At 43.2% G+C, this 20,398-nt stretch carries 16 protein-coding genes, 2 tRNA genes and 2 rRNA genes (1 of these 20 only partly in view); 8 read left to right on the forward strand and 12 right to left on the reverse strand.

Annotation, left to right across the window (positions count from 1 at the left end):
* The 11 genes from DIC78_RS10165 to dnaA form a co-directional block, all read right to left on the reverse strand.
* Positions 1–469 (reverse strand): 23S ribosomal RNA (locus DIC78_RS10165) (it extends 2,459 nt beyond the left edge of the window).
* Positions 470–550: 81 nt separating this feature from the next.
* Positions 551–626: transfer RNA gene (locus DIC78_RS10170), tRNA-Ala, on the reverse strand.
* Between the two features lie 12 nt (positions 627–638).
* Positions 639–715, reverse strand: a tRNA-Ile gene (locus DIC78_RS10175).
* Between the two features lie 101 nt (positions 716–816).
* Positions 817–2,366: ribosomal RNA gene (locus DIC78_RS10180) — 16S ribosomal RNA — on the reverse strand.
* The 16S and 23S rRNA genes sit together here with 2 tRNA genes alongside, the layout of an rRNA operon.
* A gap of 286 nt (positions 2,367–2,652) precedes the next feature.
* Complete coding sequence (gyrA, locus tag DIC78_RS10185) at positions 2,653–5,124, reverse strand: DNA topoisomerase (ATP-hydrolyzing) subunit A (protein WP_024123585.1); 2,472 nt, start codon at positions 5,122–5,124, stop codon at positions 2,653–2,655.
* 211 nt (positions 5,125–5,335) lie between these two features.
* Positions 5,336–7,252: a DNA topoisomerase (ATP-hydrolyzing) subunit B gene (gene gyrB / locus DIC78_RS10195; protein ID WP_024123584.1), complete on the reverse strand. Its 1,917-nt coding sequence runs from the start codon at positions 7,250–7,252 to the stop codon at positions 5,336–5,338.
* Positions 7,253–7,307: 55 nt separating this feature from the next.
* Positions 7,308–7,553: an extracellular matrix regulator RemB gene (gene remB / locus DIC78_RS10200; RefSeq protein ID WP_024123583.1), complete on the reverse strand. Its 246-nt coding sequence runs from the start codon at positions 7,551–7,553 to the stop codon at positions 7,308–7,310.
* Positions 7,554–7,570: 17 nt separating this feature from the next.
* Entirely contained in the window at positions 7,571–8,683 is a 1,113-nt protein-coding gene (gene recF, locus DIC78_RS10205) for a DNA replication/repair protein RecF (RefSeq protein WP_024123582.1), read from the reverse strand.
* A 15-nt stretch (positions 8,684–8,698) separates the two neighbouring features.
* On the reverse strand, positions 8,699–8,914 hold the full coding sequence (gene rlbA, locus DIC78_RS10210) for a ribosome maturation protein RlbA (protein ID WP_003219264.1): 216 nt from the start codon (positions 8,912–8,914) through the stop codon (positions 8,699–8,701).
* Positions 8,915–9,045: 131 nt separating this feature from the next.
* Positions 9,046–10,182, reverse strand: coding sequence for a DNA polymerase III subunit beta (gene dnaN / locus DIC78_RS10215; protein ID WP_024123581.1), 1,137 nt, complete (start codon positions 10,180–10,182; stop codon positions 9,046–9,048).
* Positions 10,183–10,374: 192 nt separating this feature from the next.
* Complete coding sequence (dnaA, locus tag DIC78_RS10220; protein WP_003242674.1) at positions 10,375–11,715, reverse strand: chromosomal replication initiator protein DnaA; 1,341 nt, start codon at positions 11,713–11,715, stop codon at positions 10,375–10,377.
* Positions 11,716–12,345: 630 nt separating this feature from the next.
* On the opposite strand from dnaA, the gene rpmH reads away from it, so the two are divergent.
* The 8 genes from rpmH (at position 12,346) to noc (ending at position 19,839) form a co-directional block, all read left to right on the forward strand.
* The gene (gene rpmH / locus DIC78_RS10225) at positions 12,346–12,480 is read left to right on the forward strand and encodes a 50S ribosomal protein L34 (protein WP_003178075.1); all 135 of its coding nucleotides are present in this window, start codon (positions 12,346–12,348) and stop codon (positions 12,478–12,480) included.
* 147 nt (positions 12,481–12,627) lie between these two features.
* Entirely contained in the window at positions 12,628–12,981 is a 354-nt protein-coding gene (gene rnpA, locus DIC78_RS10230; RefSeq protein ID WP_024123579.1) for a ribonuclease P protein component, read from the forward strand.
* Between the two features lie 141 nt (positions 12,982–13,122).
* Positions 13,123–13,908 (forward strand): YidC family membrane integrase SpoIIIJ, encoded by a 786-nt coding sequence (spoIIIJ, locus tag DIC78_RS10235; RefSeq protein ID WP_081638392.1) that lies wholly within the window; start codon positions 13,123–13,125, stop codon positions 13,906–13,908.
* A complete protein-coding gene (gene jag / locus DIC78_RS10240) occupies positions 13,905–14,531 on the forward strand; it encodes an RNA-binding cell elongation regulator Jag/EloR (protein WP_106019926.1) in 627 nt (208 codons plus the stop codon). The genes spoIIIJ and jag overlap by 4 nt, the downstream gene beginning before the upstream one ends.
* A gap of 315 nt (positions 14,532–14,846) precedes the next feature.
* Positions 14,847–16,226, forward strand: coding sequence for a tRNA uridine-5-carboxymethylaminomethyl(34) synthesis GTPase MnmE (mnmE, locus tag DIC78_RS10245; RefSeq protein WP_127696196.1), 1,380 nt, complete (start codon positions 14,847–14,849; stop codon positions 16,224–16,226).
* A 20-nt stretch (positions 16,227–16,246) separates the two neighbouring features.
* Positions 16,247–18,133: a tRNA uridine-5-carboxymethylaminomethyl(34) synthesis enzyme MnmG gene (gene mnmG / locus DIC78_RS10250; RefSeq protein ID WP_101859620.1), complete on the forward strand. Its 1,887-nt coding sequence runs from the start codon at positions 16,247–16,249 to the stop codon at positions 18,131–18,133.
* A gap of 13 nt (positions 18,134–18,146) precedes the next feature.
* Positions 18,147–18,866, forward strand: coding sequence for a 16S rRNA (guanine(527)-N(7))-methyltransferase RsmG (gene rsmG / locus DIC78_RS10255; RefSeq protein WP_024123575.1), 720 nt, complete (start codon positions 18,147–18,149; stop codon positions 18,864–18,866).
* A gap of 121 nt (positions 18,867–18,987) precedes the next feature.
* Complete coding sequence (gene noc / locus DIC78_RS10260; RefSeq protein WP_003219249.1) at positions 18,988–19,839, forward strand: nucleoid occlusion protein; 852 nt, start codon at positions 18,988–18,990, stop codon at positions 19,837–19,839.
* A gap of 43 nt (positions 19,840–19,882) precedes the next feature.
* On the opposite strand, the gene DIC78_RS10265 is transcribed toward noc, so the two are convergent.
* Positions 19,883–20,323 (reverse strand): PH domain-containing protein, encoded by a 441-nt coding sequence (locus DIC78_RS10265; protein ID WP_127696198.1) that lies wholly within the window; start codon positions 20,321–20,323, stop codon positions 19,883–19,885.
* Positions 20,324–20,398: the final 75 nt, after the last annotated feature.

Genomic DNA, 20,398 nt, shown 5'->3' on the forward strand with positions numbered 1-20,398 from the left:
TGGGAGATGGTCCTCCCGGATTCCGACGGAATTTCACGTGTTCCGCCGTACTCAGGATCCACTCTGGAGAGAACGAAGTTTTGACTACAGGGCTGTTACCTCCTATGGCGGGCCTTTCCAGACCTCTTCATCTACCTCGTTCCTTTGTAACTCCGTATAGAGTGTCCTACAACCCCAAGAGGCAAGCCTCTTGGTTTGGGCTAATCCCGTTTCGCTCGCCGCTACTCAGGGAATCGCATTTGCTTTCTCTTCCTCCGGGTACTTAGATGTTTCAGTTCCCCGGGTCTGCCTTCTCATATCCTATGAATTCAGATATGGATACCACTCCATTACGAGTGGTGGGTTTCCCCATTCGGAAATCTCCGGATCAAAGCTTGCTTACAGCTCCCCGAAGCATATCGGTGTTCGTCCCGTCCTTCATCGGCTCCTAGTGCCAAGGCATCCACCGTGCGCCCTTTCTAACTTAACCGTTAAAAAGAATCACTATGTGATATCTTGTGTTACTAATTGAATGTGATGTCTACTGTTATCTAGTTTTCAAAGAACACGTTGGTGGAGCCTAGCGGGATCGAACCGCTGACCTCCTGCGTGCAAAGCAGGCGCTCTCCCAGCTGAGCTAAGGCCCCATTTGTATAAGATGGTGGGCCTGAGTGGACTCGAACCACCGACCTCACGCTTATCAGGCGTGCGCTCTAACCAGCTGAGCTACAGGCCCATCTTAACTTATTCAAGGAACAAAGTTCCTTCAAAACTAAACAAGACAGGGAACGTTCTGTTTATAAGACCCAAGGTCTTATATTCCGTAAATATCCTTAGAAAGGAGGTGATCCAGCCGCACCTTCCGATACGGCTACCTTGTTACGACTTCACCCCAATCATCTGTCCCACCTTCGGCGGCTGGCTCCATAAAGGTTACCTCACCGACTTCGGGTGTTACAAACTCTCGTGGTGTGACGGGCGGTGTGTACAAGGCCCGGGAACGTATTCACCGCGGCATGCTGATCCGCGATTACTAGCGATTCCAGCTTCACGCAGTCGAGTTGCAGACTGCGATCCGAACTGAGAACAGATTTGTGGGATTGGCTTAACCTCGCGGTTTCGCTGCCCTTTGTTCTGTCCATTGTAGCACGTGTGTAGCCCAGGTCATAAGGGGCATGATGATTTGACGTCATCCCCACCTTCCTCCGGTTTGTCACCGGCAGTCACCTTAGAGTGCCCAACTGAATGCTGGCAACTAAGATCAAGGGTTGCGCTCGTTGCGGGACTTAACCCAACATCTCACGACACGAGCTGACGACAACCATGCACCACCTGTCACTCTGCCCCCGAAGGGGACGTCCTATCTCTAGGATTGTCAGAGGATGTCAAGACCTGGTAAGGTTCTTCGCGTTGCTTCGAATTAAACCACATGCTCCACCGCTTGTGCGGGCCCCCGTCAATTCCTTTGAGTTTCAGTCTTGCGACCGTACTCCCCAGGCGGAGTGCTTAATGCGTTAGCTGCAGCACTAAGGGGCGGAAACCCCCTAACACTTAGCACTCATCGTTTACGGCGTGGACTACCAGGGTATCTAATCCTGTTCGCTCCCCACGCTTTCGCTCCTCAGCGTCAGTTACAGACCAGAGAGTCGCCTTCGCCACTGGTGTTCCTCCACATCTCTACGCATTTCACCGCTACACGTGGAATTCCACTCTCCTCTTCTGCACTCAAGTTCCCCAGTTTCCAATGACCCTCCCCGGTTGAGCCGGGGGCTTTCACATCAGACTTAAGGAACCGCCTGCGAGCCCTTTACGCCCAATAATTCCGGACAACGCTTGCCACCTACGTATTACCGCGGCTGCTGGCACGTAGTTAGCCGTGGCTTTCTGGTTAGGTACCGTCAAGGTACCGCCCTATTCGAACGGTACTTGTTCTTCCCTAACAACAGAGCTTTACGATCCGAAAACCTTCATCACTCACGCGGCGTTGCTCCGTCAGACTTTCGTCCATTGCGGAAGATTCCCTACTGCTGCCTCCCGTAGGAGTCTGGGCCGTGTCTCAGTCCCAGTGTGGCCGATCACCCTCTCAGGTCGGCTACGCATCGTTGCCTTGGTGAGCCGTTACCTCACCAACTAGCTAATGCGCCGCGGGTCCATCTGTAAGTGGTAGCCGAAGCCACCTTTTATGTTTGAACCATGCGGTTCAAACAAGCATCCGGTATTAGCCCCGGTTTCCCGGAGTTATCCCAGTCTTACAGGCAGGTTACCCACGTGTTACTCACCCGTCCGCCGCTAACATCAGGGAGCAAGCTCCCATCTGTCCGCTCGACTTGCATGTATTAGGCACGCCGCCAGCGTTCGTCCTGAGCCAGGATCAAACTCTCCGATAAAGTAGTTTGACTGACTACGCACATCACTGTGCGATTTATAATAAAACTTGAATTAACAGGTACGTTTTGTCTTGTTTAGTTTTCAAAGAACTTTGTGTGCCTCTCTCGAAGCGACTACTTAATAGTAACATTTTTAGTTAACTAGGTCAACACTTTTTTAAAAAATGTTTTCATCTAGTAATGTCTATGTCTTTTAAAAGACAACAGAAATGATTATACCATAAATCTTCTCACTGTAAAGAGTTTTTGATATAAAAAAGCGCAGCTGGTATAGCCGCGCTTTTTCTTAACTTTCTTGTGTCTCTTCTTGCTCATTTTCTTCATTATCATCGTTTTTCTCAACTAATGCGACTGTGGCCACATGCTCTTGTTCCGCCATTCTGATGAGACGTACACCTTGAGTTACGCGTCCGGTAGTTGAGATATCATTGATATCCATTCTGATCAGTACACCGCTGGCAGTAATAATCATCAGATCCTCTTCACCTTTGGTAGCTTTCACCGCTACTAAATGGCCGTTGTTCTCCGTGATTTTACATGTTTTCAGCCCTTTTCCGCCTCGGCTCTGAGTTCTGTATTCTTCAGCCGGAGTTCGTTTACCGTAACCTTTCTCGGTCACGATAAGGACATCAGATTCTTCCTCTAATATTTCCATACCTACGACAATATCGTCGTCAGTAAGGGTGATGCCTTTTACGCCTGCCGCTGTTCTTCCCATTTCCCTAACATCTGTTTCAGAGAAACGAATCAGCAAGCCGTTTTTCGTTCCGATGATGATTTGTTTTGTGCCGTCAGTAAGCCGGACACCCATTAATTCATCATCTTCACGCAGGCTCAGCGCAATTAAGCCGTTGTTACGGATATTAGCAAACTGAGACAGTGAAGTGCGTTTTGAAACCCCATGTTTTGTTGTGAAGAAGAGATAGAGATCTTCTTCGAATGCAGTGACTGGGATTATTGCGTTAATCCATTCACCTTTTTCTACCTCCAACAGATTGATAATCGGGATTCCCTTAGCGGTTCTACCGTATTCAGGAATTTCATACCCTTTTGAACGATACACTTTCCCTTTGTTGGAGAAGAAGAGAATCGTGTCATGTGTTGAAGTAGAAATCAGATGTTCAACGAAATCATCTTCGTTTGTCCCCATTCCCTGAACGCCTTTTCCTCCGCGCTTTTGACTGCGGTAAGTCGAAGCAGGCAGACGTTTGATATATCCGTTATGCGTCAGAGTGACAACGATGTTTTCTCTTTCGATGAGATCTTCATCTTCAATTGTTTCAAGGCCGGCAGTAACAATCTCAGTGCGTCTTTCATCGTTGAAACGCTCTTTAATTTCTGTGAGCTCTTCACGGATGATCTCAAGCACTTTTTCTTCATTGGCCAAGATTTCTTTAAGCTCTGCAATTAATTTAATAAGGGATTGGTATTCTTCTTCAATCTTTTCTCGTTCCAACCCTGTTAAACGCTGGAGCCTCATGTCTAGAATAGCTTGGGCTTGTTTTTCGGTCAGCGAGAATTGTTCAATTAACCCTGTTCTCGCAATTTCAGCCGTTTGAGAGTTACGGATAAGGGAAATAACTGCATCAAGATGATCGAGAGCAATCCTTAATCCTTCCAAGATATGCGCTCTCGCCTCCGCTTTACGCAATTCATAAGCAGTACGGCGTCTGATAACAACTTTTTGGTGATCTAGATAATGCACCAGGCATTGCTTTAAATTTAATACCTTCGGCTCACCGTCAACAAGCGCCAGCATGTTAATCCCGAAGGAAGTTTGCAGGGCCGTTTGTTTGTAAAGATTGTTTAGGATAACATGCGCATTGGCATCTCGTCTGATTTCAATGACAATCCGCATACCGTTACGGTCAGATTCATCACGCAAATCAGTTATTCCTTCAATTTTCTTATCTCTGACAAGATCAGCAATCTTCTCAATTAGACGTGCTTTATTCACCTGATAAGGGAGTTCTGTTACTAAAATTCTTTCTTTCCCTGACGAAGTTTCTTCAATTTCTGCTTTTGCCCGAATCGTAATAGAACCTCTTCCGGATTCATATGCCTTGCGAATTCCGCTTCTGCCTAAAATTTGTCCGGCAGTCGGGAAATCCGGTCCAGGAATGAATTCCATCAGCTCTTGGATTGTTATGTCCTTGTTCTCGCTTACGGCAAGCACTCCGTCAATAATTTCTCCAAGCTGGTGCGGCGGTATATTTGTAGCCATTCCGACTGCAATACCGGCTGCTCCATTTACAAGCAGGTTTGGGAATCTTGACGGCATGACAACAGGTTCTCTCTCTGAACCATCATAGTTATCTTGATAATCAATCGTGTCTTTTGTGATGTCTCGCAGAATTTCCATGGCGATCTTAGACATTCTGGCTTCGGTGTACCGCATCGCAGCGGCTGAGTCTCCGTCTACAGAACCAAAGTTTCCGTGACCGTCCACCAGCATATAACGGTAGTTGAAATCCTGCGCCATTCTGACCATAGATTCATATACCGCTGAATCACCGTGAGGATGGTATTTCCCGATAACTTCTCCGACGATACGAGCCGATTTTTTATACGGCTTGTCACTCGTCATGCCTAAATCATTCATCGCGTATAAAATCCGTCTGTGAACCGGTTTTAAACCGTCACGCACATCCGGAAGCGCCCGGGATACGATAACGCTCATCGCATAATCCAAAAAGGACGTGCGCATTTCCTGACTGATATTTATTTCACGAACTTTTGGTGTGTTTTGTTCACTCATTAAAAAACCTCCCTGAAGTATCACATGAAATTATGTGGGAGTAGATTGTCCATTATGATCTTCAATACGATTTCACTATTCTCCATTATATCAATAAACTTATACTTATACACATTAAATTACTAGAATATATAGGTTTTACAAGAATTCCTGTGTCCTGTCCCGTTCAGAAAAAAGCCTTATTTCTTATTGGAAATAAGGCTTTTTATTATTAGATATCGAGATTTTTCACGTATCTCGCATTTGCTTCTATGAAATTTCTGCGCGGTTCTACTTTGTCTCCCATCAGCATTTCGAAAGTTTCATCCGCATCCATTGCATCCTCTAGAGTCACCTGCAGAAGCGTTCTTGAGCCCGGGTCCATTGTTGTCTCCCAAAGCTGGGTGGCATTCATTTCACCTAGACCTTTGTAACGCTGCAATCCAGGCTTAGGCGTTTGAGGAAGAGTTTGCAACAATTCCTCAAGCTGCTTGTCATTGTATGCATATTCAACACGTTTACCCTGCTGGACTTTGTAGAGCGGCGGCTGCGCGATGTACACGTAGCCATTTTCGATAATCTGACGCATATATCTGTAAAAGAACGTCAACAGCAATGTTCTGATGTGCGCGCCGTCAACGTCGGCATCTGTCATAATGACGACTTTGTGATAACGGGCTTTTTCCAAGTTGAAATCTTCCCCGATACCTGTGCCGAGTGCAGTAATCATAGAACGAACTTCGTTGTTAGAAAGAATTTTATCAAGCCTTGCTTTTTCAACGTTTAGGATTTTACCTCTTAGCGGCAAAATGGCTTGGAAATGCCTGTCACGTCCCTGTTTTGCAGATCCTCCGGCAGAGTCACCCTCTACGATATATAACTCGGAGATGCTCGGGTCTTTCGAAGAGCAGTCCGCTAATTTACCGGGAAGGTTTGAAATCTCCAAAGCGCTTTTGCGGCGCGTTAATTCACGCGCTTTTTTCGCAGCCATTCTTGCTCTTGCTGCCATTAAACCTTTGTCAACGATTTTTTTTGCCGCATCTGGATTTTCCAGCATAAATGTTTCCAACGCCGCAGAAAATAACGTATCTGTGATCGTCCGCGCCTCTGAGTTGCCTAGTTTTGTTTTCGTTTGGCCTTCGAACTGCGGATCCGGGTGTTTGATCGAGATAATCGCGGTAAGCCCTTCTCTCACATCATCTCCGCTTAAGTTTGGATCATTTTCTTTTATGAGTCCTTTTTTTCTGGCGTAATCATTGATGACACGAGTCAGCCCCGTTTTAAAACCAGCTTCGTGGGTACCGCCTTCGTACGTGTTGATATTGTTTGTAAATGAGTAAATATTGCTTGTGTAGCTGTCATTGTATTGCAGAGCGACTTCAACCGTAATGCCGTCCTTTTCGCCTTCAATATAAATCGGCTCTTCATGGACAACTTCTTTGGAGCGGTTTAAATACTCTACATAGCTTTTAATTCCGCCTTCGTAATGATACTCATTTTTGCGCTCTTGGCCTTCACGTTTATCTTCAATCGTGATGTTTACGCCTTTTGTCAAAAAGGCTAATTCGCGAACACGGTTAGCAAGCAGATCATATTCATACTCAGTTGTTTCCGTGAAGATTTCAGGATCTGGAACAAAGTGTGTAGTCGTTCCTGTATGATCCGTTTCGCCAATAACTTCAAGATCAGAAACCGGGACACCGCGGTTATAGACTTGGCGATGGATTTTTCCGTCACGGTGAACAGTCACATCAAGCTCTGTTGATAACGCGTTAACGACCGAGGCACCTACACCGTGCAAACCTCCGGACACTTTATATCCGCTTCCGTCAAATTTTCCGCCGGCGTGAAGCACAGTCATAATGACTTCAACCGCAGGACGACCCATTTTCTCATGAATACCGACTGGAATCCCGCGGCCATTATCAATTACCGTAATGCTGTTGTCTTTTTCAATTTGGATATTGATATCTGTACAATAACCGGCCAGGGCTTCGTCAATACTATTGTCGACAATTTCCCATACCAGATGGTGAAGGCCTTTACTGTTGGTTGAACCGATGTACATCCCCGGTCTTTTACGAACAGCTTCCAATCCTTCTAGTACCTGTATCTGATTTTCATCATAACTATTTTGCTGCTGTTCCATAGCCACGTTATTCACCTACACTTTTCTTAAACAATATATTCGTTATAAAAAATCACTAAGAATCTATTTCAACCATAAATTGCGCACGTTTTTTTAATGTGCTGGAAGATAAGGGAGAGTAATATATATTCTGAACCGTGACTACGATAGATTTGGGTGTGCCGTTTACGGAAGGCACCAGCTTGTGTTTCTGTTTTTCCAGAAATTCTTCAACAATTGGCGACATGTTGGCTTTAAAATCAAAAATGCCAATAATATCGCGTGTTGAAACCACAAAATCATCACCTAAATGAATATACAATTGCCCACCTCATTTCTTCACTTCACTAACGTACCGTTTTGCACACGGAACATTCCTGCTTGCCGTAAGGTTTCGTGATCAATGCCATCAACGCTTGTCGTTGTGACAAACGTTTGTACACGGCCCTGGATGGTATGAAGCAAGTGCGATTGGCGATAATCATCCAGTTCACTCAGCACATCATCCAATAGTAAAATGGGATATTCTCCGATTTCTTCATGGATCAGGTCAATCTCAGCCAGCTTAAGGGATAATGCCGTCGTCCGCTGCTGTCCTTGAGACCCATACGTCTGCACATCGCGTCCGTTCACATAGAAAAGAACATCATCCCGATGAGGTCCAGACAGCGTGACGCCGCGCTCGATTTCTTTTTCTCTTAATTTAGAAAACGCTTCTTGATAGCTATCTCCTATTTTCGACAAGTCTTCAGGATCTGATACCTCAAGCGCCGTATGGTACTTCAGCGTCAATTCCTCAAGCCCTCTTGAGATGCCCGAATGGATAGGCTGCGCCCATTTTTCGAGCTGTGCCGTGAACTGCAGACGTTTTACGACGACTTTTGCGGCAACTTCAATAAGCTGATCAGTCAGAACATCAAGCATTGTTCTGTCAGTTTGTTTTCTTGTTTGCAGCTGTTTCAAAAAATGATTTCGCTGGGAAAGAATCTTCTGGTAAAGAGAAAGGTCATACAGGTAGACAGGAGAAACTTGGCCGATTTCCATGTCAAGAAATCTCCGTCTCACTTGAGGGCTTCCCTTTACAAGGTTTAAATCTTCCGGTGCAAACATGATGGTGTTGAGGGCGCCGACATACTGGCTGAGCTTTTGCTGTTCGATATGATTGACCTTGCCCTTTTTACCCTTTTTGGAGATGACGAGCTGCATCGGGATCGCTCCGTTTTGCTTCATCACTCTTCCCTCTATTTTAGCATAGTCTTTGTCCCACCGGATAAGTTCTTTGTCATTTGAAGTCCGATGCGATTTTGCCATGGACAAGACATAGATCGCTTCCATGAGGTTTGTTTTCCCCTGAGCATTTTCTCCAATGATCACATTTACTTTATTTTCAAATTGAAGTTCAGCATGTTCATAGTTGCGGTAAGATGTCAGTTCTAAGTTCTGGATATACAATCAGTGTCACCCGCTTTAATTGACGACTTGAAATGAACCAAATCCTTCAATCTCTACCACATCTCCAACATACAGCTTTCTGCCGCGGCGATTGTCCGGCTCATTGTTCACAAGCACTTCATGCTCGCTCAAAAACCACTTTGCCATGCCGCCTGACTGAATCACATCGGCTAATTTCAGAAATTGCCCGAGTGTAATCATCTCTGTATCAATAGAAATCGGATTTGCCATTATATCGACCTCTTTCAAATATCACTAATATCTAATTGTACTAAAAAAAAACGAATTAGGGAAAGGGAAAACTTGACGGAGCAGATTACGAATAGAAAAGCTGCCGAGCAGGTCGGCAGCCGTATATCGGATTAATAGGTTCTGACAGGGAGGATAAGCTGTACGATTGTTTCATCATTCGGCGTGCGAATTAAGAAAGGTCTCATAGCTCCTGTAAAGCTTACACGTATCTCTGCTCCTTCAAGCACCTTTAATGCATCCAGCATATATTTTGGACTAAATGAGATATTTAATTCCTCACCCTCGATTTGATCCGCAAGAACCGCTTCCACCACTTTTCCGATTTCAGGTGAATTAGAAGAAATCTCAATTGATTCAGCAGGTTTTGCAGAAAGCTTCACCACGTTATTGCGTCCTTCTCTGGCTAATAAAGATGCACGATCAATCGCCTGAAGGAATTCTTTTGTGTTCACAATGATTTCTGTCTTGCTCTCTTGCGGAATAAGGCTGGTTGTATCCGGATAATTTCCATCCAGCAGGCGTGAGAAGAACAAGACGTTTTTTGCTTTAAACAGAACCTGGGTTTCTGTAATGACGATATCTACAAGTTCTTGGTTGTCATCCAAAATCTTGCTGAGTTCAGTTAAGCTCTTACCCGGAATCACGACGTTATAGGATCTGTCTTCTGAAATATCAAGTTTCGCTTTTCTTAAAGCTAAACGGTGGCTATCCGTTGCAGTGCATAATAATTCACTTTTCTCCACTTTCCAGTTTACACCTGTCAAGATAGGGCGTGTTTCTGAGGTGGACACCGCAAACACTGTTTGTCTAATTAGGTTTTTTAATAAATCCGTAGGAATCTGAATCGCATGATGCTCTTCAATCTGCGGCAAGTGCGGATACTCATCGGCATCAAGCCCATTTAGGTTAAATTCGGCTTTTCCAGAGCGGATAATCGTCAGATATTGATTTTGCACTTCGATTTCTACAGTTGCCATCGGGAGTTTTTTTACAATCTCACTAAAGAAGCGGGCTTGTAATACAATGCTGCCTGGCTGTTCAATCGTAACGATTTCTTTATCTCCTTCTTCTTTTGGAATAAAAGACTCGATGGAAATATCTGAATCACTTCCAGTAAAAGATACCCCTTCATCTGAGGCAACGATCTTAATTCCGGTCAAAATCGGAATTGTAGTTCTGGATGAAACTGCTTTTAATACATCTTGGACACTTTCAACAAGACGATCTTTTTGAATCGTAAATTTCATTTTTATCCTCCTAACGGATAATGTTTAATATATATATTTTTTTTAAAAAAAGTAGTAGAAGTAATAGTAGGGCTTGTGGATTTGTGGATAAGTTGTGAAAAAGACAGGAAACACAGCCTATCCACATGTGGACAGACTGTGCATGACTTTAGAAAAGTTATTCACACTTCTCCCGATTTATCCCCGGCCCTATTATTTAAGCTGTTCCTTAATTTCTTTTACATGCTGCTGAAGCTGTTCATCATCTGCCAGCAGTTTTGAAATTTTTTCATGCGCATGAATAACGGTTGTATGGTCACGTCCTCCGAATTCCTCTCCGATTTTAGGGAGAGAGGAGTCAGTCATTTCTCTCGATAAGTACATAGCGATTTGACGCGGGAATGCTACCGATTTTGTCCGTTTTTTTGCTTTGAAATCCTCAAGCTTAATATTGAATTGCTGGCCTACTACTCTCTGGATTTCTTTTATTGTAATCACTTTCGGTTTTGAGGAAGGAATAATATCTTTTAATGCCTCAGCGGCCAGATCGGCATTAATATCTTTATTAATTAAAGATGAATAAGCAACGACCCTGATTAACGCCCCTTCCAGCTCCCGAATGTTGCTGTCGATTTGATTTGCGATATAAAGCATAACCTCGTTCGGAATATCCAAGCCTTCCGCTTTGGCTTTTTTTCTTAAAATCGCAATTCTCGTTTCTAAATCAGGAGGCGTGATATCTGTAATCAGACCCCATTCAAATCGTGAACGCAATCTGTCTTCAAGTGTCGGAATTTCTTTAGGCGGTCTATCACTTGAAATGACGATTTGTTTGCTTTCTTCGTGCAGCGTGTTAAAAGTATGGAAAAATTCTTCTTGCGTTTGTTCTTTCCCGGCTAAAAATTGAATATCATCTATCAAAAGCACATCAACATTTCGGTAGCGATTGCGAAAATCAACTGCTTTATTATCTCGAATAGAGTTGATGAACTCGTTAGTAAATTTCTCAGAAGACAGATAAACCACTTTGGCAGAAGGATTATGATCTATTACATAATGGCCGATCGCATGCATTAAGTGTGTTTTCCCTAAGCCAACGCCCCCATAGATAAATAAAGGGTTGTATGCTTTTGCAGGTGCTTCCGCTACTGCCAGGGAAGCTGCGTGAGCGAATCGGTTTCCAGATCCGATGACAAAAGTATCAAATGTATATTTTGGGTTGAGCATATTTTGAGGAAAATCAGATGTATCTTCTTTTACCGCTTTTTTGACTTGCGGTTTTGGCATAAAGTCTTCGACATCTTGATTTTGAGGAATGACAAACTTAATGCTCAATTCTTCCCCGGTTAATTCATATATAGTATCTGCAATGAGATGCAAGTATCTGGACTCCAGCCAGTCTCTGGCAAATTCATTAGGAGCGGTAATTGTCAATGTATCTCCTTGCAGTGAGTGGGCTTTCGTTGATTTCATCCAAGTCTCGAAACTCGGTTTGCTCAATTTTTTTTCGATTTGAGCAAGGGCTTGGTTCCACAGGTCTAATATATTTTCCATCTTCCGGCACGTCCCTCCTTTTCTAAGAAAATAACGTCTTTTCCTGTTATAGAACACAAAAAAAGAGCAAATGGCGGTAACCATTCGTACACATTAAATGTTGAGAACATATAATATAGTAGATAAATAGCTTTTCGACAAATTTCACAACTTGTGGACAACTTTCTACACATGCTGTGTGAAATCAATCCACAAGTTATCCACAGTTTGTGGATAATGAGTGAAAGCAAGATTAGTAATCAAGAGTTAAAACACAAATATAATACCAAATTAAACGAGAGCTTGCAATGGTTGTCACAATCTTATCCACAAAGCGGACAACCTGTTGAAAAAAATTGTCCACAGGGGTTGGCGGTGTGAAAATGTTGTCGATAACCTTTGTGGATATTGAAAAAAGGGGAAAAAGATATCCACATCGCGTATTTTCAGCTCAGAATGTTAATTGAATCAGGACTTTTTTTTCGTTAATTTCAGGAATCTGAAAAATAAGGTTTCGAAAGTCGAGAAGGTATGGTATCCTATTATGGTTGCAAGAAATAAAAGCACTAGTGAAGTTGACAATGAATAGGTAACGCAAATATAATAAGTAAGACTGTCTTTAACAGCTATTCCTCGAGGGAGGTGTCATAAATGAAAAGAACATTCCAACCGAATAACCGTAAACGCAGTAAAGTTCATGGCTTCAGAAGCCGTATGAGTTCAAAAAACGGTCGTCTAGTTTTAGCACGCCGTCGCCGCAAAGGCAGAAAAGTATTATCAGCTTAGGCCACTGAATAATGTCAGTGGTCTTTTTTCACTTTAAGGGAAAAGATATATGTGATGTGTATGAGCAGGGGGATCTCCCTGTCTCTGCGCATCTCATTTTCAAATAAAATTAAAAGTTTCTGCCAGCCAGTATCGGAGTGAGTCAATTTGAAGAAGCGAAATCGTTTAAAGAAAAATGAAGATTTTCAAAAAGTGTTCAAGCATGGCACATCAGTAGCGAATCGCCAGTTTGTCTTATATACGCTTGATCAGCCTGAAAACGATGAGCTGCGCGTTGGCCTTTCCGTCAGCAAAAAAATTGGCAATGCAGTAATGCGAAATCGGATAAAACGTTTGATCCGGCAAGCTTTTCTAGAAGAGAGAGACAGACTGAAGCAAAAGGATTACATTATTATCGCCAGAAAACCAGCAAGTCAGCTGACATTTGAGGAAACGAAAAAAAGTCTGCAGCATTTATTCAGGAAGGCCTCATTATATAAGAAAACTTCGTCAAAAAAGTAGATGCCACTGCTTTCTTAAAACTTTTAAAAGCGCTTCCTTTCTGGTTGATCAGAAAAAGACACCATTTAAAACTGAAAGATGCTAAAATACATACAAGTATGTTTTGTAATAAGAGAGTGTAAAGAATGATTATAGGAGGAAATGTTGTTGAAAAGGAGAATATGGTTGCTATTAAGTATGGTCGGCGTATTCATGCTATTGGCTGGATGCTCGAGTGTCAAAGAGCCGATCACTGCAGATAGTCCGCATTTTTGGGACAAGTACGTAGTATTTCCATTGTCTGAGCTCATTACGTATGTTGCGAAATTGACGGGAGACAACTATGGACTGTCAATTATTATTGTTACAATTTTAATCCGTTTATTAATTTTGCCGCTGATGATCAAGCAGCTGAGAAGCTCGAAAGCGATGCAGGCTTTACAGCCGGAAATGCAAAAGCTCAAAGAAAAATACAGCTCAAAGGATCAAAAAACGCAGCAAAAACTTCAGCAGGAAACAATGGCTTTATTTCAAAAGCATGGCGTCAACCCATTGGCAGGGTGTTTCCCGATTTTAATTCAAATGCCGATTTTAATCGGATTCTATCATGCGATCATGAGAACACAGGCGATTTCAGAGCACAGTTTCTTATGGTTTGACTTAGGAGAAAAAGATCCTTTCTATATTCTTCCGATTGTTGCCGGTGTTGCCACTTTCGTACAGCAAAAATTAATGATGGCGGGCAATGCGCAGCAAAATCCGCAAATGGCAATGATGCTTTGGATTATGCCGATTATGATCATTGTGTTTGCGATCAACTTCCCGGCGGCGCTTTCTCTTTATTGGGTAGTCGGTAACTTGTTTATGATTGCGCAAACTTTCCTCATTAAAGGGCCTGATATTAAAAAAGATCCTCAGCCGCAAAAAGCCGGAGGAAAGAAAAAGTGAGGAATGTGACTGCTGCAGGGCGAAATGTCGATGAAGCAGTACAGTCCGGATTACGAGAACTGCAATTAACGAAGGATGAAGTTGAAATTACCGTTATTGAAGAGGGAAACAAAGGTTTTCTTGGTATATTCGGCAAAAAGCCGGCAATCGTGAAGCTGGCTGAAAAATTTGATCCGATTCAGGAAACAAAGATGTATCTTGAAAGAATTGCCGAATCCATTGCCGGAAAGTCTGATGTGACTGTAAAAGAAAGCAAAAAGGCAGTGATTTTCCATATAACGGGTGAAAAAGCGGCATTGTTAATTGGAAAAAGAGGACAAACCTTAAATGCACTTCAAACTTTGACCCAGCTTGTCCTTAATCGTTATTCAGATCAGTATTTAAATGTGACGGTAGATGCAGAAAACTACCGTTTGAAAAGGAAAGAGACGCTGAGTCAGCTGGCTGTGAGACTGGCAGACCAGGTTTTGAAAACGAAAAAAGATGTTCATTTAGAACCGATGCCGTCCAGTGAAAGAAAAATCATTCATGATGCTCTTTCCAGATATGCAAATCAGCAGATCGAAACGTATTCAATGGGTGAAGGCGAAAATCGCCACCTCGTTATTTCCCAGAAAAGATAACAAAAAACCGAAGTCCGGTAAAAATCGGAGCTTCGGTTTTTTTGTATAGAAAAATCTATTTTTCCTTGTAATATCAAGCTTTTTCCGTTTAAGTTTTTCCTTTTTAGGTGTATCCTGTTGATAAAAAGGAAGTTCAGGAAATAAAATTAATTGTTATTCACATGTGGATAAGTTAAAGTAATAAGGGATGAATTTCTAAGTCTGTGGATAACACATCTTCCACTTCGAACCAAACTATGTTATCTTTTAGTTTTGGCATAATAAAATATTTTTTTATATAGATGAATGAGAGTATAGAAAAGAGAGGTGAACAACATGGATACAATTGCGGCCATTTCTACACCGATGGGAGAGGGTGCGATTGCTATTGTGCGGCTGAGCGGACCGGAAGCAATCCAGATCGCCGACAGAATGTATAAAGGGCCGAAAGGGAAAACGATCAGTTCGGTCGAATCACACACGATTCATTACGGCCATATTGTAGACAAACGTACGGATCGGGTCGTGGAGGAAGTAATGGTATCGGTGTTAAAAGCACCGAGAACTTTTACACGTGAAGATGTTATAGAAATAAACTGCCACGGGGGAATTGTGACAGTAAACCAAGTGCTCCAGCTCGCCTTAAGAGAGGGAGCGAGACTGGCGGAGCCTGGTGAATTCACGAAACGCGCGTTTTTAAATGGGCGAATCGACCTTTCACAGGCGGAAGCGGTGATGGACTTAATCAGAGCGAAAACGGATCGGGCAATGAACGTCGCTATGAATCAAATGGAAGGGCGTCTCTCTGCTTTGGTGCGCCGTTTACGCGATGATATTTTAGAAACGCTGGCCCATGTTGAGGTAAATATAGATTATCCGGAGTATGATGATGTAGAAGAAATGACACATCAGCTTTTAGTTGAAAAGGCAAGCTCCGTTAAAAAAGAAATTGAGGCGCTGCTTAGAACATCTGAGCAGGGCAAAATTTTGCGGGAAGGTCTTTCTACTGTCATTATCGGCCGTCCGAATGTCGGAAAGTCTTCTCTTCTTAACAGCCTGGTTCATGAGGCAAAAGCTATTGTTACCGATATTCCGGGTACGACACGGGATGTGATTGAGGAATACGTAAATGTAAGAGGTGTTCCGCTTCGTCTTGTTGATACTGCAGGTATTCGTGAAACAGAGGATATTGTTGAACGAATAGGTGTTGAACGCTCTCGTCAGGTTCTGAAGGAAGCAGACCTGATTTTACTTGTGCTTAATTATAGTGAAGAGCTTTCTGAAGAAGACGTAAAGCTTTTTGAAGCCGTTGAGGGAATGGACGTCATCGTCATTATGAATAAGACTGACCTCGAGGCGAAAATTGACATAGAACGTGTACGCGAGCTGGCCAATGGACGTCCTGTTGTAACGACATCTCTTCTAAAAGAAGAAGGCGTTAATGATTTGGAGGAAGCGATTCAATCACTGTTCTATACAGGTGCTATTGAAAGCGGAGATTTAACGTATGTCAGCAATACACGCCATATTTCAATTTTACAGGAAGCAAAAAGCGCCATTGAAGACGCGCTTAGCGGCATCGAACAGGATGTCCCGATCGACATGGTGCAGATTGATCTTACAAGATGCTGGGAGCTTCTGGGCGAAATCATTGGAGACGCTGTCCATGAAAGCTTAATTGATCAGCTCTTTTCACAGTTCTGTTTAGGAAAATAAATAAAGGAGGAACTAGAATCATGGGGTATGAAGCAGGCCAATACGATGTGATAGTGATTGGCGCCGGGCATGCCGGTGTTGAGGCTGCCCTCGCATCAGCACGTCAAGGCGCCAAAACGCTTGTCTTGACCATCAACTTAGATATGGTTGCGTTTATGCCATGTAATCCGTCTGTCGGCGGCCCTGCAAAAGGGATTGTCGTCCGCGAAATTGACGCGCTTGGCGGAGAAATGGGCAGAAATATTGATAAAACGCATATTCAAATGAGAATGCTGAATACAGGAAAAGGTCCTGCTGTCCGTGCGCTGCGTGCGCAAGCAGATAAATTCCAATATCAGCATGAAATGAAAAATACGCTTGAAAAAGAACCAAACTTAACGCTGCTGCAAGGAATTGTAGAGCGTCTGATCATTGAAGACGGCGAGTGCCGCGGTGTCATTACACAAACCGGTGCGAATTACCGTGCGAAAGCAGTTGTTATGACGACAGGAACATATTTGAGAGGACGTATCATTCTCGGTGATCTTTCTTACTCAAGCGGTCCGAACAACCAGCAGCCTTCTATTAAGCTTTCTGAGCATTTGGAAGAACTGGGCTTCGACCTTGTTCGTTTTAAAACAGGTACGCCGCCTCGCGTCAAAAGCGACACGATTGATTACAGCAAAACGGAAATTCAGCCTGGTGACGAAGTGCCTCGCGCTTTCTCATATGAAACAGTTGAATATATCACAGATCAGCTTCCTTGCTGGCTGACATATACGAGCCCTGAGACACATGAGATTATTGACAGCAACCTGCACCGTTCACCGATGTATTCCGGTATGATCAAAGGTACAGGTCCGAGATACTGCCCGTCAATTGAAGATAAAGTTGTTCGTTTTAATGATAAACCGCGTCATCAAATTTTCCTTGAGCCAGAAGGCAGAAATACGCAGGAAGTTTATGTTCAAGGTTTGTCTACCAGTCTTCCAGAGGACGTGCAGCAAAGAATGCTTGCAACGATTCCGGGCCTGGAAAACGTTCAAATGATGAGAGCCGGCTATGCGATTGAGTACGATGCGATTGTACCGACTCAGCTATGGCCGACGCTTGAAACGAAAAAAATTACCAATCTCTACACTGCCGGCCAAATTAACGGAACATCCGGTTATGAAGAAGCTGCGGGACAAGGGATTATGGCGGGAATCAATGCAGGACGAAAAGCGCTTGGAAAAGAAGAAGTGATTCTAAGCCGTTCTGACGCCTACATTGGTGTTCTCATTGATGACCTTGTGACGAAAGGGACAAATGAGCCATACCGTCTTTTGACATCTCGCGCTGAATACAGATTGCTTCTTCGTCATGACAATGCAGATCTGCGTCTGACAGAAATCGGCCACCGCATTGGATTGATTTCTGATGAGCGATTTGCGGCTTTTGAGAAGAAAAAAGCGGCGATCGAAGCGGAGAAAAAACGTCTGCATTCTGTGATTATCAAGCCGTCTCCAGAAAATCAAGAATATATCCGTTCTCTTGGCGGAAGCGAATTGAAAGATGGGGTACGCGGCACAGACTTGATGAAACGTCCTGAAATGAACTATGAAACTGTGACAAAACTGGCGCCGCCAGAAGTGCCGGTTCCTCAAGACGTGGCAGAACAAGTAGAAATCCAAGTGAAATATGAAGGATATATTGAAAAATCGCTTCAGCAAGTGGAAAAACTGAAGAAGATGGAAAACAAAAAAATCCCTGATCGAATTGATTATGACGCAATTAAGGGGATTGCAACCGAGGCTCGTCAAAAGCTGAAAAACGTACGGCCTTTGTCTGTTGCCCAAGCTTCCCGTATTTCCGGTGTGAACCCGGCAGACATTTCAATTCTATTGGTATATTTAGAGCAGGGCCGCATTGCGAAGATAGCCGAGTAGAAAGGATGACGGCATGAATATTGAAGAATTCACTTCTGGACTGGCGGAAAAAGGGATCTCCCTTTCTCCTCGTCAGCTGGAGCAATTTGAGCTGTATTACGATATGCTGGTTGAGTGGAATGAAAAAATCAATCTGACTTCGATTACAGAGAAAAAAGAAGTTTATCTGAAGCATTTTTATGATTCCATTACAGCTGCATTTTATGTCGACTTCAATCAGATGAATACGATTTGTGATGTCGGAGCGGGAGCGGGTTTTCCGAGTCTGCCGATTAAAATATGTTTTCCGCACCTTCATGTCACAATCGTAGATTCACTAAACAAACGAATAACGTTTTTAGAAAAGCTGTCTGAAGCTTTACAATTGGAGAATACGACATTTTGCCATGACAGAGCTGAAACATTCGGACAACGGAAGGACGTAAGGGAAAGCTATGATATCGTGACAGCGCGAGCGGTTGCGAGACTCTCTGTTTTAAGTGAGCTTTGCCTGCCTCTGGTTAAGAAAAACGGTTTATTTGTTGCTTTAAAAGCCGCATCTGCTGAAGAAGAATTAAACGCGGGGAAAAAAGCAATCACAACGCTTGGAGGAGAACTTGAGAATACCCATTCCTTTAAGCTGCCTATTGAAGAAAGCGATCGTAATATTATGGTGATACGCAAGATCAAAAATACACCTAAGAAGTATCCAAGAAAACCGGGAACTCCTAATAAATCGCCAATTGAAGGGTAATTTAGACAGCCTGATATGACAATACCATCATCATTTCTTTAAAATTAATGACGGTACAGCAGGAAAAACCATGAGAAAATAGAATTATAAAAATGGCAGTTTTTAAAGGTGGTGTAGGTACATGAAGCATTCATTCTCTCGTTTCTTCGGGCTTGGTGAGAAGGAACAGGAACCGGAGATTGCTGAACATGAGACAAACAAAGAAGAGATTCTGGAAATACCGGTAAATGCTATCGTTCCCAACCGTTTTCAGCCACGCACCATTTTCTCAGATGAAAAAATCAAAGAGTTAGCAATGACCATTCATACACACGGCATTATTCAGCCGATTGTTGTCAGGCATACAGAAGAAGAAGGCCAATACGAACTCATTGCAGGTGAAAGACGCTGGAGAGCGGTGCAATCGCTCGAGTGGGAAAAGATTCCGGCCATTATTAAGGATTTTTCCGACACGGAAACCGCTTCAGTGGCGTTAATTGAAAATTTGCAACGTGAGGAATTGTCTTCGATTGAGGAAGCGCATGCCTACGCAAGGCTCCTTGAGCTTCATGATTTAACACAGGAAGCACTGGCGCAGCGTTTAGGAAAAGGGCAGTCAACGATTGCGAACAAACTGCGGCTATTAAAGCTGCCTCAGCCGGTTCAAGACGCAATCATGGAGAAGAAAATCACAGAGCGTCATGCCAGAGCGCTGATTCCCCTGAAACAGCCTGAGCTCCAAGTCACACTGCTCACAGAGATAATTGAGAAAAGCTTAAATGTAAAGCAGACAGAAGACCGCGTGGTTAAAATGCTGGAGCAAGGCCAGAGAAAACCAAAGCCTAGACGCAAAGCGTTCAGCAGGGATACTAGAATTGCAATGAACACGATTCGCCAGTCACTGTCAATGGTTGAAGACAGCGGCGTAAAATTGAATACGGAAGAAGAGGAATTTGAAGAATATATTCAATTGACGATTCGCATACCAAAATAAAAGCTCTCCTGCTGTCCAGGAGAGCTTTTTCGCTAAAAGGGAATTAATTACTTTTAGTTACAATTGTTATATTAGAATTCTTTTCTTTGAGCTTGTGGATAAATTCTTCCGTGTTTTGTGGAGAAATGACTGCATGTCCCCAGCCTCCCCGATAATAAATCGTAATCGCACGCCGTGAGCCAATAAGCCGAAAACCTGACCACAGCTTCTTTTGCTGAATCACTTTGTCGATTTTTTCGTAAGGAATTTGATGTTTGATCAATCCAGCTTTAATGATCAAACGGTGCTCCTTCAATACATATTTCAGATCAATGAAACTCCAAATGATGAGCACGTTGAAAAGAGTCAGCAGAACAAAAATGATCCAGCCGGATATCCTCATATGTCCCAGCACAAAAGGAACTATGGCATCTGCTTGTATCAGTAATATGAGAAACACAATCATAAGAGTAACGGGTGCATCTCTTTTTGTTTTGTAAACCATATGATCACCGTCCTGTTTGTACTTTCTGCATTGTAACTTCTTCTTTTTTTCTATTAGAAATCCCTTTTTTAAGTC

Origin of the sequence: Bacillus halotolerans (assembly GCF_004006435.1) — a bacterium.
Classification (GTDB): Bacteria; Bacillota; Bacilli; order Bacillales; family Bacillaceae; genus Bacillus; species Bacillus halotolerans.

Coding starts and splice junctions, on each gene's coding strand:
- gyrA (WP_024123585.1), bottom strand. CDS start 5,124: ATGAGTGAACAAAACACACCAAAAGTTCGTGAAATAAATATCAGTCAG.
- gyrB (WP_024123584.1), bottom strand. CDS start 7,252: ATGGAACAGCAGCAAAATAGTTATGATGAAAATCAGATACAGGTACTA.
- rlbA (WP_003219264.1), bottom strand. CDS start 8,914: ATGGCAAATCCGATTTCTATTGATACAGAGATGATTACACTCGGGCAA.
- dnaN (WP_024123581.1), bottom strand. CDS start 10,182: ATGAAATTTACGATTCAAAAAGATCGTCTTGTTGAAAGTGTCCAAGAT.
- dnaA (WP_003242674.1), bottom strand. CDS start 11,715: ATGGAAAATATATTAGACCTGTGGAACCAAGCCCTTGCTCAAATCGAA.
- rpmH (WP_003178075.1), top strand. CDS start 12,346: ATGAAAAGAACATTCCAACCGAATAACCGTAAACGCAGTAAAGTTCAT.
- spoIIIJ (WP_081638392.1), top strand. CDS start 13,123: ATGTTGTTGAAAAGGAGAATATGGTTGCTATTAAGTATGGTCGGCGTA.
- mnmE (WP_127696196.1), top strand. CDS start 14,847: ATGGATACAATTGCGGCCATTTCTACACCGATGGGAGAGGGTGCGATT.
- mnmG (WP_101859620.1), top strand. CDS start 16,247: ATGGGGTATGAAGCAGGCCAATACGATGTGATAGTGATTGGCGCCGGG.
- rsmG (WP_024123575.1), top strand. CDS start 18,147: ATGAATATTGAAGAATTCACTTCTGGACTGGCGGAAAAAGGGATCTCC.
- noc (WP_003219249.1), top strand. CDS start 18,988: ATGAAGCATTCATTCTCTCGTTTCTTCGGGCTTGGTGAGAAGGAACAG.
- DIC78_RS10265 (WP_127696198.1), bottom strand. CDS start 20,323: ATGGTTTACAAAACAAAAAGAGATGCACCCGTTACTCTTATGATTGTG.